We start from the raw sequence: 15,088 nt of genomic DNA on the forward strand, positions 1-15,088 counted from the left end.
AAAGTAGATGATCATTATGGTAAGAATTAAGTGAAGAAGAAAAAAGATAGGTGGGTATAATGAAGATCAAAACACATGTAATAACCCCATATTCAGCAATGGTACCTTTAGTTAAAGAATGTATTGATAAGTTTCCTGATTTGGATATACATATAGATGTTGGCGATCTAGAAAAGGGAGTAAAAATCGCTCAAAAAGCAGAAAAAGAAGGATGCCAAGTAATAATTAGCCGTGGTGGGACTGCTAAAATGATTAGAAAAGCTGTTTCTATCCTAGTCATTGATGTCCATATGTCGGGATATGATATGCTCCGTGCGCTCACTCTTGCGAATGATTTTCACGGAAAAAAAGCAATCGTTGGTTTTTCTAACGTAACAATGGGGGCCCAGTCTATTATTGATTTGTTAGAGTTACCGATGAGAGCTTATACGATTGAAGCAGCAGAAGAAGTAGGGCCACTTATTCTTAAATTGAAAAATGAAGGATATGAAAAAATTATAGGGGATGTAGTAACAGTTGAAACATCAACTAAATACGGAGTGGAAGGATTATTAATTCATTCCGGAAGAGAAGCGATCTATGCAGCATTCGAAGCAGCCCTTTCAGATTATAATTTTAATAGAAAAGCCCAGCACTTGATAAGCTTAATGCGTCAGACTTTAATGGAAAATGAAAAAGACATATGTATGATCAGTCAGACTGGGGAATTTATCTTTGAAGAGTGGAATTCATTTGATTCAAGACCATTGAATAGAGAAGATATAGATATGCTAATAAATGAGGTATTCACAGATGGATCTTTATCAAAAACCATTCCAAAAGAAAAACATCATTTAGAGGTATCAGGTAAATTAATAGATGATAATGATCAAAAAGTTGCCGTTTTATCTATTAAAAAAAGAATAAAAGAATGGAGTAATTATGGGTGGCTTCAAATTAAGGAAAATGGAAATACAGAGAATATTATTCACCAAAGTGAAGCAATGCAGCATTTACTTAAAAATATAAATAACCACGATATGGCCCGGCATCCAATTTTTTTAGTTGGAGAAAAAGGTACAGGTAAGGCGCTTTTAGCACATTACATACACAACCTACATGTAAAAAAGGGGTATATAGCTTATATCGATTGTCGCAATGTGGATTTGTATTTGCTTAATACATGCATTTTTAGAGATGTTAAAACAATATATCTTCATTCCATTCATTGGACGAATGAATTAACTTTAGGAAATATTGAACAACTCATCCAATTTTGTAAGGTTAGAAATCTATTTTTAGTTATGTCGTCTGAATCTATTCAAATAGAAAAATTACCGAATGACAATCTTTCTAAAATAAATATTTTATTCGTGCCTTCCTTATCGGAACGTAAAGAGGATATTCCCGAATTAGTGACGCATTTTATTGCTTATTACAATCAGTCTCTAGCAACTCATCCTGTCCGAATACAAAAAGAAGCATTAGATTTAGTGCAAAATCATCAGTGGAAAGGGAATGTTAGTGAGCTAAAAGGATGCATAAAAACGGTCGCAATGAATGAAAGAGGATATGTAATTGAAACGGAAGCAATAAAAAAGCTTTTATTAAATAATGCTAATCAAGACTTTCGATTCTTGTTAACCAATGGAACATTAAAAGAAATAGAAAAGCAGATTATTTTAGCGACATTAGAGGAAGAACAACAAAATCAAACCCGGGCAGCAAAACGATTAGGAATAAACAGAGCAACATTATGGCGCAAACTTAAAGAATAATTTAAGTTTGCGTATTTTTTTCGCACTTAGTGTTGCAAAATTAAACTATTATTATTTTATGTAATTATTATGTTGCATTTTTAACCTATTGATCGTACAATAATAAATGTAAGCATTATCAATCAATTATTACGTACGAAAAGAGGAAAACAAGATGAGAATGAAAGCAACACTTGATCGTATCCCAGGCGGGATGATGGTAGTACCTTTATTAATCGCGGCTACTATTAATACAATAGCTCCTAATCTATTAAGAATAGGTAATTTCACGGAAGCACTGTTTGTAAACGGTGCCAGCACGCTTATCGCATTATTTCTATTTTGTGCAGGCGCACAAATTAATTTAAGAAATGTTGGTGTTTCTCTAGGAAAAGGGGCTACGCTTTTAACAGTTAAGTGGATTGTAGGAGCAGGAGTTGGTTTACTTGCTTATGCAGTAGCAGGAACACAAGGATTATTTCTTGGTTTAGCACCGATTGCAATTATTGCAGCAATGACTAATAGTAATGGCGGACTGTATGTTGCATTAGTTGGTCAATATGGCAAATCAGATGATAAAGCCGCCTATTCTATTTTAGCTTTAAATGATGGACCATTTCTTACGATGATCGCTTTATCCATCTTTGGAGCAATGGGATTTGTTGACGGTTTATTTTCGATCACATCATTCATATCGGTATTATTACCAATCGTGATTGGGATGGTTATTGGAAATTTAGATAGCGAAATGGAAGCATTCTTTACTAAAGGCAGTGATATGTTAATTCCATTCTTTGCCTTTGCTCTTGGGATGAACATCGATTTTCAAGCAATTTTGAAAGGTGGACTATCTGGAGTTCTTCTAGGAGTTGCTACAGTATTATTGACAGGAACAGCAGGGTATCTTGTATTTAAAATGTTTAAATGGAATCCAGTTGTTGGAGCTTCAGAAGGTTCTACTGCAGGGAATGCTGTAGCGACACCAGCAGTTATTGCTGCTGCAAGTCCAGCCTTTGCTACAAATGTAGATTTAGCAACTGTCCAGGTGGCTGCAAGCGTTGTGACGACAGCTATATTATTGCCTCTTTTCATCGGCTTCTTAGTGAAAAGATTAGAACGAAAAGGGAAAAAGGCAGAAACAGATTTCCTTTAAATCGCTTAGTAAAAGAGAAGCTATTCTTGAATAGCTTTTTCTCTATTTTTATGAACGAGGAGTGTGTAAGATGAGATTAGCAATTATTGCCGATGATTTAACAGGGGCCAATGATAGCGGAGTACAATTAGCTAAATATGGTTTGAAAACATCGGTATTCTTGGCATTAGATAAAGAAACATTAATAGAATCTGAAGCAGTTGTATTCGATACGAATAGCCGCTCTATAAGTAAATCAGAAGCGTATGAAAAAGTGAAGGAAGTTACAGAGTATTTTACTAATCATGGGTTTAATCATCTTTATAAAAAAATTGATTCTACGATGAGAGGAAATATCGCTTCTGAGATAAAGGCGTTTCAAGAAGTGTTAAACACAGATTTTTTATTTATTGTACCGGGTTATCCTAAAAACGGTCGTACTGTAAGTAAAGGTCATCATTATTTAAATGGAATTTTATTAAATCAAACTGAAATTGCTCGGGACCCTAAAACACCTGTTACAGAGTCACATATCCCTACTTTATTAAGTAAAGAGCTAGGGGAAGATGTCGGGAACATAGAACTGCACACATTAAGAGCAGGGGAAACAGCGATCCGGAAAAAACTAGAAGAGTTTAAGAAAATGAATATATCTTATATTGTCGTTGATTCTGAAATGGAAGAAGACCTAGAGTCCATTTTGCATTATACCAAAATGTTGGATTATACAATCTCATGGGTAGGTTCCGCAGGTTTGGCTAATTACCTTCCAGCTCACTATGGCCTAACAATGAAAGATAAAACGTTGCAGATTCCGCGACATGAAGATCCAATCTTAACGATAGTAGGGAGTGTAAATATTAATTCACGTAAACAGTTGCGTTTACTTTTAAAAGAACCTAATATTGTCGGTATTGAAATGGCGTCCTATTATGCGGTTATGGAACAAGAAACACGAAAACAAGAAATGTCTAGGGTTTTTTCAGAAGCAAAAAAAGCAGCAGAAAAAGGATTAGACGTAGTAATATATACATCGGGTAATCAAGAAGATATAGGAAAAGCTCGCGAGATTGGAGAATCGAGAGGGTTTAATCATACAGAGACCAGCAATGAAATTGTTCATATGTTAGGTGGAATTATCTCTGTATTAATCGAAGAGCATTTATTTAAAGGAATCGTTATGACGGGTGGAGACACCGCTAAACAAGTAAGTGAATTATGGGATGTAAAAGGATTCCACTTATACGATGAATTAGAAATCGGTGTACCAATTTCTAGCTTTATTGGTATTGATGATATGTTTGTCATAACAAAAGCTGGTGGATTCGGAAAAGAAACAGTATTTATAGATGCAATGAATAAATTAAAAGGAGCTATTTAATTATGGATACAACAAATTTTGTGAAACCTATTATTGGTATTACAATGGGAGATGCTGCAGGCATAGGCCCTGAAATTATTGTTAAATCACTCATGGATCCTACTATTTATGATAAATGTCAGCCTGTTGTTATTGGTGATGCCAAAATGCTTGAACGTGTGAAACCAATTGTAAATGCTGATTTGGCCATTCATTCTATTGACCATATATCAAAAGCAAAGAACCAATATGGAACAATTGATGTATTTGATTTAGATTTATTGCCTATCGATCTTCCGTTCGGAGAAGTATCTAGTGAAGCAGGAAATGCCGCCTATCAATATTTAGCTAAAGCAGTGGAATTAGCGAAAGATCAAATGATTGATTCTATTTGTACAGCACCATTAAATAAAGAAGCGATGCATAAAGGCGGACATCTGTATCCAGGTCATACAGAAATCTTAGCTGCTTTAACGGAGACAGAAGATTTTTCAATGATGTTAACAACGCCTAATTTAAGGGTTATACATCTAACAACTCATATGGGATTGATTGATGCAATACAGAGTATTACGCCTGAACGAACATATAAAGTAATTAAACTAGCTCATGATACCCTATCAAAAGCGGGAATTGACAATCCTAGTATTGCTGTTTGTGGGATTAATCCTCACGCTGGAGAAAATGGCTTGTTCGGAAATGGAGAAGAAGAAGAGAAATTAATACCAGGTATTGAAAGAGCGAAACAAGAAGGAATGAATGCATCTGGTCCTCATCCAGCAGATACGTTGTTTTTCCGTGCTGGCAGAGGAGATTTTGATATGGTTGTCGCTTGTTATCACGACCAGGGCCATGCTCCCATAAAAGTAATGGGGATTGAAGAAGGTGTAAATATTACAGTAGGTCTAAAAGGTGGCATTATTAGAACATCAGTAGACCATGGTACTGCATTTGATATCGCGGGAAAAAATATTGCCGACTCAAAAAGCATGATAGCAGCTATTAACTCTGCAATTGAATTAGCACCAAAAAAACGTTAAAAGAATAGATAGCAAAGGGCCTTCTGTAAAAAATCGGAAGGCTTTTCCGTTTATAGGGCTCCTTTCTAAAAGATTGTTGCACATTAAAAAGTTTTTGTAGAAGCAAAAGATTGATAAAAAAGTTGATCGAATGTAAGGTGGCGATCATCGTCAGGGGTGAGATCCTGTGGCGCATCGACGGGGAAGCTCACCGAAAAGCAGCCTTTTATAAACCTTGAAAAATGACTCACATGAAATATTTGCATTACTTTTAAAAATGATCTTGACTTATAAAAAATACATGTTTATAATACAAATTAACTTAACAAACGAAAAACGAATGAATCACATATACAGTACTGACCGGACAACCGGAAATACTCCCTTTTATTAAGAGACGTATTTCTGGTTGTTTTTTTATTGTATGAAAATGGTCTTTTGATTTACTCGAAAGCGAGTGTTAATCCTTTGTTAAGTATTAACAAAACCAAATATGTACAATTTTATTCTTATCGAGAGAGGTTGAGGGAATGGCCCTATGACACCTCAGCAACCACCGTTTAATTACGGAAAGGTGCTAATTCCAGCAAGTTGGAAACAACTTGAGAGATGAGAAGAAACCTGTGATTTTTAGGGTCTTCTTCTTGTTGAGAAGGCTCTTTTTGTTGGGAAAATCCTTCTCATGAATAAGAACTGAAGGGGATGGGAAAATGACAACTTTGCAAACAAAAATAATTCAAGATTCGACGAGTATTGATCCAAATACTGGATCCGTGAATGTACCACTCTATCTATCGTCTACATTTCACCAATTTGATTTTGATCAATATGGAAAATACGACTATAGTCGTTCACAAAATCCGACCCGTGAAGTGTTAGAGAATGCGATTGCTTCTCTTGAGAATGGTATACAGGGATTTGCGTTTGCGTCAGGGATGGCAGCTATATCTACTGCATTTTTACTTTTATCACAAAATGATCATGTGATTGTCTCGGAAGATGTATACGGTGGAACATACAGAGTAGTATCACAAGTATTAGACCGTTACGGTATTGAGCATACATTTGTTGATACGACAGATCTTGATCAAGTTGCTGCCGCGATTCAATCGAATACAAAAGTGATTTATATTGAAACACCTTCAAATCCGACTCTGAAAATCACAGATATTCGTGGTATTTCTAAATTAGCTAAAGCAAATAATTGTTTCACTTTCGTTGACAACACGTTCATGACACCTGTTTTCCAACGACCGCTTGAACTAGGTGCTGATTTAATTCTCCATAGTGCAACGAAATTTCTCTCTGGCCATAGTGATGTCATAGCTGGGTTAGCTGTTGCGAAGGAGGAAGGATTGGCCGAGCAGTTAGCTTTTTCACAAAATTCATTTGGAGGAATTTTAGGCGCATATGATTCATGGTTACTTCTACGAGGGATCAAAACTTTACATGTGAGAATGGAAGCATCGTCTCAATCAGCAGCAAAAATTGCTACATATTTAAATAGTCAAATAGGAATAGAACATGTCTATTATCCAGGGATATCAACGCATGCAGGGTACGATATTCATAAATATCAATCATCTTCAGCCGGAGCGGTACTCTCGTTTCGGCTGGAAAATGAGAATGCAGTACGGCAATTCAAGGAAAATATTAAACTCCCTTTATTCGCAGTAAGTCTCGGTGGCGTGGAGTCGATCCTGTCCTATCCTGCTAAAATGTCGCATGCAGCAATGCCAAAAGATGAAAGGGAAAAACGCGGAATTACAGATGGGTTACTTAGATTGTCTGTTGGTTTGGAAGATCCTAATGATTTAATTAGAGATATTGAGCAGACACTATTGAAAATAGAGAAGGGAGGTAAACTTGTTGACGCTACTATCTAGTTTACAAGAGCAAATTTTAATTGGTGATGGTGCGATGGGAACCTTACTTTACTCACATGGAATTGATCGCTGTTTTGAAGAGTTAAATCTTACTCATCCAGAAGAGGTAGCTCGAGTTCATAGGGCATACCTTGATGCTGGATCCGATGTGATTCAAACGAATACTTACGGTGCTAATTATATCAAGCTATCAAGATATGGGTTGGAGGAAAATGTAAAAAGGATCAATAGTGAAGCTGTTCGCATTGCAAGAGAGACTGTAGGAAACGATGCTTATGTTCTTGGTACGATTGGTGGGATTCACGGTTCAGGTATACGTTTTGGTAAGACAGAAGAAATAAAACGTAGCTTTAGAGAACAGCTTTACTGTCTACTACTCGGAGGTGTTGATGGACTTTTACTCGAAACATATTATGACTTGGAAGAATTAACGACTGTATTAAAAATTGCTCGGGAAGAAACAGATCTGCCAATTATTACAAATGTGTCGATGCATGAGCCTGGTGTATTGGAAAATGGGATTCATTTGTCAGATGCAATAGTAAGCTTAGAAGATTTAGGGGCAAATATAATTGGGGTGAATTGTAGATTAGGTCCTTATCATATGGTAAAAGCATTGGAATCTATTCCAATCCCTCAAAAAGCTTATCTTTCCGTCTATCCGAATGCGAGCTCACCTGAATACCGTGATGGAAAACTTCTCTATAAAACGGAGCCAGATTACTTTAAAAAATTCGCACGCAATTTTCGTGATGAGGGAGTCCGTTTAATCGGTGGATGCTGCGGAACTACACCAGAACATATTAGGGCCTTATCAGAAGGAATAAAAGGATTGAAGCCACTAAAGGAAAAGGAGGTGAAAAAGCAAAGAACAATAGAGGTAGCAAAAATAACACAGCAGGATGGCCAAACTTTATTTGAGAAAGTGAAAACGAAGCGTTCGATCATCGTAGAGCTAGATACCCCGAAACATTTAGATACAAAGAAATTTTTTGAAGGGGCAAGGGCGCTCAAAGAAGTGGGAATTGATGGTCTAACGCTTGCAGATAATTCGCTTGCCTCACCACGTATATGTAATATGACAATGGCTTCTATTGTGAATAGAGAAATTGATTTGCCGGCTCTCGTCCATATCACATGCCGTGATAGAAATTTAATTGGCTTACAATCACATTTAATGGGTTTACATACGCTAGGAATTCGAGATTTATTAGCGATCACAGGGGATCCAACAAAGATTGGTGATTTTCCGGGAGCGACATCTGTATATGACGTCACATCATTTGAGCTTATTAAGCTAATTAAACAATTTAATGAAGGAATTTCTTTATCGGGTAAATCACTCAAAGAAAAAACAAATTTTCATATTGCCACAGCCTTTAACCCGAATGTTCGGAATGTTGGGAGAGCTGTGGAGCGATTAGAGAAAAAAATTGGCTATGGGGCAGATTATGTTGTTACACAACCAGTCTTTAGTGAGGAAAAACTTATCGAAGTGAGTGAGGCTACCAAACATATTACTGCACCGATTTATATTGGAATTATGCCACTCGTTTCTACTAGAAATGCAGAATATTTGCATAATGAGGTACCTGGTATCAAATTGCCTGATGAAATTCGTTTACGGATGGCAGCAACTGCACAGTCATCAGATCGAGCAATACAGGAGGGATTATCAATCGCCAAGGAACTAATTGATACAGCGATGGAACATTTTAATGGAATTTACCTAATCACTCCCTTTATCCGTTATGACTTAACTGTTGAATTAACAAAATATATTCAGAGGAAAGAAAAGGAATTAGCTAAAAGTAAAAAATCGCAATTTGTGATTTAATAATTTTTTTAAAAATTTGATAGAAGTTGGGGGAAATAAAATGACAAAAGTATTTAGTTCAAATTTAGGCTATCCAAGAATTGGGGAACAACGTGAATGGAAAAAGGAATTGGAGAAATATTGGAGTGGGAAGATTACAGAGGATGAGCTTTTAAAAGAAACGAAAGCCTTGCGTTTACAAGGGTTAAAGAAGCAACAAGAAAAAGAGATCGACCTCATCCCAGTTGGAGATTTCTCCTTGTATGACCATGTGTTGGATACATCGCTCATGTTTGGTGTCGTTCCAACAAGATTTCAAAATAGCGGAGCAACATCAGCTTTGGAAACATATTTTGCGATTGCGCGTGGAACAAAAGATGCTGTCGCATCAGAAATGACAAAATGGTTTAATACAAACTATCATTACATTGTTCCTGAATTTGATCATGTAAAACCAATTTTAACTGAAAATAAACCATTAACTTTTTATAAAGAAGCAAAAGAAGCGTTAGGTATCGAAGGTAAACCGGTAATATTAGGCCCGATCACATTTTTAAAACTCGGAAAAGGTTATAAAGACGAAAGCTTTCCTAAACTATTAAACACATTTTTGCCTTTGTATATCCAAGTTTTACAGGAGCTAAAAGAAGCAGGTGTACAGTGGGTTCAAGTGGATGAGCCAATCTTGGGTACAAATTTAACGAGCTCAGATCTTGAACAAATTAAAAAAGCGTATGAAACTATTGCTCAGGCTATTCCGGGAATTAATCTTATTATTCAAACATATTTTGAATCCGTTGATTTCTATGAGGATATAGTGAGCCTACCAGTTGCGGGTATTGGCCTAGACTTTGTCCATGGTGATGCACTTAATGCTCTACGTCAATATGGTTTCCCCAAGGACAAGGTTCTTGCTGCCGGAGTTATTGATGGAAGAAACGTATGGCGTCAAAACTTGGAAAATAAGCTCGGTCTTTTAGAAACAATTAAGCAAATAGTAGATAAAGATCGGATTATTGTTCAACCTTCCTCATCTTTACTTCATGTACCCGTAACGAAAAGTTCGGAAAAATTGCTAGATCCTATTATTAAAGATGCATTGTCTTTTGCAGATGAAAAGCTAGAAGAAGTTGTAGCTCTTGCTAAAGGTTTAGAAAATGGAAAAGCAAGCATCGTAAAAGAACTTGAGAATAGTGTTCAAGCAATCGATACATTAAATAATTCGAAATACCGTAAAAAAACAGCTAGTCAAATTAATCCAAGTGAATTGAGTGCTGATCGAGCATTACCATTTTCACAAAGAATATCAGTTCAAAAGGAAATATTACAACTACCTTTATTGCCAACAACAACAATCGGAAGCTTGCCTCAAACAACAGAAGTAAGAAAGCAAAGGTTGAAATGGCGTAAAGGTGACATTACTGACCGTGAATATGAACAATATATTGAAGCGGAAACGAAAAAATGGATTGAGATCCAAGAAGATATCGGAATTGATGTTTTAGTACATGGTGAATTTGAACGTACAGATATGGTTGAATATTTCGGTGAAAAATTGAATGGTTTTCAAGTAACAAAGTTTGGGTGGGTGCAATCGTATGGTTCACGCTGTGTAAAACCACCACTTATTTTTGGTGAGGTATCTTTTGATGAACCAATGACAGTGAAAGAAAGTATCTACGCCCAATCTTTAACAGATAGACGAGTAAAAGGAATGCTAACTGGTCCCGTAACCATTTTAAACTGGTCATTTGTAAGGGATGATATTTCTAGGTATGATGTATTGAATCAAATTGCGGTTGCGTTACGTAGTGAAATAGAAGAGTTAGAAAAAAATGATATAAAAATCATTCAAGTTGATGAGCCTGCACTTCGTGAAGGGCTGCCACTTAAACGAAATAAGTGGAATGAATATTTGGATGCAGCTGTTTATGCATTTAAATTATCGACAGCTTCAGTAGAAAATAGCACACAAATTCATACACATATGTGCTATTCGAGTTTCGGAGATATATTCGATGCAATCAGCGGTTTAGATGCAGATGTCATTTCCATTGAAACATCTAGAAGTCATGGCGAGCTAATTTCAACGTTCGAGGATAACACATACGACAAAGAAATTGGCCTCGGTGTATATGATATTCATAGTCCGCGGGTGCCAAGTAAAGAAGAAATCAAAGAAAATATTAACCGCGCACTTAAAACAATACCGGCAAATCAATTTTGGATCAATCCAGATTGCGGATTGAAAACAAGACAAGAAGCAGAAACGATTGCCGCATTGAAACTAATGGTTGAAGCTGCAATTGAAGTAAGAAATGAGCAATTTGCTGCTGTTCAAGATAATTAACTAAGAAATACGGAAATGAACAGATCCATTTAAACTCTGTGAGTGCTATTGAGCATTCACAGAGCTTTTGTTTTAAAAACGACTATTCCAAAAGAGTTAATATTTTGAGAAGAGGTGAAAAATGAAGAAACCTAAAATAATATTATTATCCACCTTAATTTTGACAATGTTTATTTTATCGGCTTGTAATAGTAATAATAAATCTGCAGCTGGGGCAGAAAAGAAAATAATCAATGTTGGAACATCGTCAGGTCTGTATAGCGAGCTATTTTTAAATGCAGTGAAACCGACTTCATAGAAAACAGGTTATACAATTAAAGTTGTTAAATTCTCCGAGTTACTACTTGTAAATGTTGCGATTAATGAAGGATCAATAGATCTTAATATGGATCAGCATACTGCTTATTTTAGTAAATTTAATAAGGTAAGAGGTGCTAAACTTACAAGTTTAACACCGATTCCAATGGTACCAGCGGGATTTTTCCAGAGGAAAAGAGCGCCTTAGCTGACATAGCAGAAGATGTGTAATTGGCATTCCAAAGGATCCTTCAAATGCCGCCCGAGCCTATGCCCTTCTCGAGAAAGTAGATTTGATTAAGTTAAGGGAGGGATTGAATTGGTAAATGTAGGTAAAAAAGATATGGAAGAAAATCCATTTTAACTAGATATAATAGAAATAGACTCCGCACAAATTACCCGTGGTTTAGCTGACTTGGACTACGGAGTTATACCAGGAAGTATCGTTTACTCCGCCGACTCCGATCCTGCAACTAGTTTAGTATCAGAGGATGTGTTAAAACAATTAGAATTAGTTGCGTGTTGTGGACGAAACAAACTAGGATACCCAAGGGGCCCAAGATGTAATAGACGCATATCAAACTGATGAATTTAAAATGTATAATGAAGAAAATAATGAAGAAAATTACTGGTTTATTCCTGAGGAATTAAAAATGACATAAAAATTAGCAAGTCCCATCAGGAGCTTATGACCGATGGGACTTGCTTTATTTTGAAGAAAAAGAGAGTATAATGAATATTCGTAAAGAAGGTAAAGGGAGAGCCACTATAAAAACTAAGAAAATACGAGATTTTTCGAAATGGCTATCTAGTGTGTTACGTTATTACATAATAAGGTTTTAGAGATGGAAAAGAGGCTAGTAAGAGAAATGAAGCTAATAAGTAATATACTTTCTAAAAAATTACCATTCCTCATTTTATTAGTAGCTATTGGAACTTATTTTTCACCATTTTATTGGAAAGTAGCAACATGGGTTCCGAGCTTTTTACTTGGGGTCGTGATATTTTTTACAGGTTTATCTATGAATATTGCATCGCTTAAAAAAATGAGAACAAAAAAAAGAGAGTTACTGGCAGCAACTATACTAAAATGGACGATCTCCGTCATTATCTCTATTGGCCTTGCATATATTTTCTTTGCTTCCAAGCCAGAAATTGCTGCTGGGCTGATTTTGTCAGGAACACTACCAAGTGCCACTTCAGCAACAGTCTACACCTTTTTAGCAGGTGGAAATACATCGTTAGTCATTGCAGCATCACTTTTAGATGTAGTGATTAGTCCAATTGTTGCACCACTTTCTATGATGGGAATGTTTAATGAACATATAAATATTTCCTTTTTTAGTTTATTACAATCATTTCTATTGATCGTAGTTCTACCACTAGGTATTGGATTATTTACTCAAAAGACTTGGCCAGGTTCTGAGGTGTATTCTAAATCTGCCACAAAATTTGGTTCTTCTATTGCATTATTATTAATCGTCCATACGATTGTAGGTGGTGGGAAAGATACCATTTCTTCTGAAATAAGCTCACTTCCTCTAATAGCAGTTGCGACATTCTTACAAGTAATACTTCCGATGGTAGCTGCTTATTTCATTGCTAGAAAAATTCATATTAGTGAAGGAGATAGCAGAGCAATATTATTCCATGTGGGATTATGTAATACATCACTTGCTGCTATTTTGGCTTTTAAATTTATAGGAGAGCTTGGTGCGATTGCCCCAATTTTAAATATGATATTCAATTTATCGATAGGTGCTCATATCGCCAACTATTTTAATAAGTTGGAAGGAGCAGACTCGAGCGGTATGTGAAAAAGCTTGAAAAAATAAATAACTCTTGAAATGGGTTGAAATATTTTTCTATTGCATACATTAACAATTCTATGATGTGAGATATTCTCTTTATGATAGGGAATAACTAATTTTAATTAAGTTATAGAAATGGAAATCTTATTGTGGTAATTCACTTTATATTACCTTAGAAAGATTAATTATATAGAAATCAGGTGACAGTATGGCAGAAAAGCCTAAAGTCAATGAAAAGGCATTTTGGTCGATTATTTTTGCTGTTTTTTTCGGTAACTTTTTGGCGGTAATGAACACATCGACAGTGAATGTTGCGATACCTTCTTTAATGGAACAATTTTCGGCAGAGCTGCCAAGGGCTCAATGGACGGTTACGGGATTTATGCTTGCAGCTGGTGCAGCCGCTCCTTCTGCTGGTTGGTTTGGAACGAGATTTGGGTATAAAAAAGTTTATATCGGAGCATTATGTGGATTTTTTGTTTTTTCACTGGCTTGCATATTTTCTTGGACAGTCGAGGTGTTAATTGTTTCACGAATGCTGCAAGGAGTGTGTAGTGGTATTTTAATGCCGACTACGATGACGCTTATATATCAATCAATTGATAAGAGTAGGCAAGCATATGGTTTGAGTCTATGGAGTTTGTCGGCGGTACTTGCGCCAGCAATTGGTCCAGTTCTTGCTGGGTTTTTAATTGATTTATTCGACTGGCGCGCGTTATTTTATTTGAATTTACCAATCGCGATAGCAGCGATTGTTGCTGCTGTAAAATTCCTTCCAATTACAGTAAAGGGAAGCAAAACACCATTTGATTTCCCAGGACTTCTATTTTCATTCGGGGGCAGTATTTTATTATTAACGGCATTTGCGGAAGCAGGGTCATGGGGATGGTTGGATTGGAAAACGTTATTCACTATAAGTGCTGGTATACTACTGTTATGTTTATTTATCAGAAGGGAACTTAAAGTCGAGTTTCCACTCTTAAATTTTACTGTATTATCACATCGGCGTTTCACTTATAGTTTATTCTTAAACGCCGTGTTATCGATCGGTTTATATGCTGGAGCTTTTTTAGTGCCGATCTTTCTGCAAACATCACTTCAACTTGGCGCATTTGAAACGGGGATGATTATGATGCCGGGAGCCTTTATGATGGCAATAATCACTCCAGTAACTGGGAAACTGTATGATAAAATTGGCCCAGTTCGACTGATTGTCTCAGGAATATCGATTATGATAATAGGGACTTATATGATGGGAAACTTATCGATAGAAACAACTGCTTTATACATTATTATCTGGACATCAATTCGCTATATTGGTATTGCGCTTTGTAACATGCCAATCACCAATGCGGGTATGTCTTCTATCCCATTGGATATAACTGGGTACGCATCCGCTTTGAATAACTGGACTCGTCAGTGTATTGCATCGTTATCGATCGCACTTTTTTCAGCATTGCTCGCTTTCAGATCTTCTTCCTATATACAAACAGGGGACAATGCATCTGCCGCATCCGCTCTAGCTGCTGGAGATGTATTTCTTTATTCGCTCATCCCGCTTATATTGGCACTGCCAATTTCCTTTATGCTTAGAGATAAAAACGATCGGGGATAAATACAATAATATGCGATTAAACTGTAAATAAGTCAGACGGTTAATGTAGATTTAAAAATAAGTATA

10 protein-coding genes, 1 pseudogene and 1 riboswitch are annotated in these 15,088 nt (G+C 36.2%); all 11 genes and pseudogenes read left to right on the forward strand.

The features are described from left to right. Window positions 1-59 precede the first annotated feature (59 nt). The 11 genes and pseudogenes from BLE01S_RS04670 (at window position 60) to BLE01S_RS04715 (ending at window position 15,022) form a co-directional block, all read left to right on the forward strand. Complete coding sequence (locus BLE01S_RS04670; RefSeq protein WP_066137691.1) at window positions 60-1,757, forward strand: sigma-54-dependent Fis family transcriptional regulator; 1,698 nt, start codon at window positions 60-62, stop codon at window positions 1,755-1,757. Between the two features lie 154 nt (window positions 1,758-1,911). Then, complete coding sequence (locus tag BLE01S_RS04675) at window positions 1,912-2,889, forward strand: 2-keto-3-deoxygluconate permease (protein ID WP_066137693.1); 978 nt, start codon at window positions 1,912-1,914, stop codon at window positions 2,887-2,889. A gap of 70 nt (window positions 2,890-2,959) precedes the next feature. Continuing rightward, entirely contained in the window at window positions 2,960-4,249 is a 1,290-nt protein-coding gene (locus tag BLE01S_RS04680; RefSeq protein ID WP_066137695.1) for a four-carbon acid sugar kinase family protein, read from the forward strand. A 20-nt stretch (window positions 4,250-4,269) separates the two neighbouring features. Then, complete coding sequence (gene pdxA / locus BLE01S_RS04685; RefSeq protein WP_066140895.1) at window positions 4,270-5,268, forward strand: 4-hydroxythreonine-4-phosphate dehydrogenase PdxA; 999 nt, start codon at window positions 4,270-4,272, stop codon at window positions 5,266-5,268. 485 nt (window positions 5,269-5,753) lie between these two features. Beyond that, a riboswitch (SAM riboswitch) is annotated at window positions 5,754-5,863 on the forward strand. A 94-nt stretch (window positions 5,864-5,957) separates the two neighbouring features. Next, complete coding sequence (metC, locus tag BLE01S_RS04690) at window positions 5,958-7,133, forward strand: cystathionine beta-lyase (RefSeq protein WP_066137697.1); 1,176 nt, start codon at window positions 5,958-5,960, stop codon at window positions 7,131-7,133. Next, window positions 7,117-8,970 carry a bifunctional homocysteine S-methyltransferase/methylenetetrahydrofolate reductase gene (locus BLE01S_RS04695; protein ID WP_066137699.1) on the forward strand — a complete coding sequence of 618 codons (1,854 nt, stop codon included), beginning with the start codon at window positions 7,117-7,119 and terminating at the stop codon, window positions 8,968-8,970. Before metC ends, BLE01S_RS04695 begins: the two co-directional genes overlap by 17 nt. Window positions 8,971-9,010: 40 nt before the next feature. Beyond that, window positions 9,011-11,299, forward strand: a complete 2,289-nt coding sequence (gene metE, locus BLE01S_RS04700; RefSeq protein WP_066137701.1) for a 5-methyltetrahydropteroyltriglutamate--homocysteine S-methyltransferase — start codon at window positions 9,011-9,013, stop codon at window positions 11,297-11,299. Between the two features lie 121 nt (window positions 11,300-11,420). Then, window positions 11,421-11,597 (forward strand): hypothetical protein, encoded by a 177-nt coding sequence (locus BLE01S_RS21025; RefSeq protein WP_197713569.1) that lies wholly within the window; start codon window positions 11,421-11,423, stop codon window positions 11,595-11,597. A 12-nt stretch (window positions 11,598-11,609) separates the two neighbouring features. Then, window positions 11,610-11,804 (forward strand): annotated as a pseudogene (locus BLE01S_RS21360) (MetQ/NlpA family ABC transporter substrate-binding protein); the annotation flags it as partial. A 661-nt stretch (window positions 11,805-12,465) separates the two neighbouring features. Continuing rightward, on the forward strand, window positions 12,466-13,413 hold the full coding sequence (locus BLE01S_RS04710; protein ID WP_066137703.1) for a bile acid:sodium symporter family protein: 948 nt from the start codon (window positions 12,466-12,468) through the stop codon (window positions 13,411-13,413). A 202-nt stretch (window positions 13,414-13,615) separates the two neighbouring features. Then, a complete protein-coding gene (locus BLE01S_RS04715) occupies window positions 13,616-15,022 on the forward strand; it encodes a DHA2 family efflux MFS transporter permease subunit (RefSeq protein ID WP_066137705.1) in 1,407 nt (468 codons plus the stop codon). Window positions 15,023-15,088 lie beyond the last annotated feature (66 nt).

It is taken from the genome of Lederbergia lenta NBRC 16444 (genome assembly GCF_001591545.1).
In the GTDB taxonomy this organism is placed as follows: domain Bacteria; phylum Bacillota; class Bacilli; order Bacillales; family Bacillaceae_C; genus Lederbergia; species Lederbergia lenta.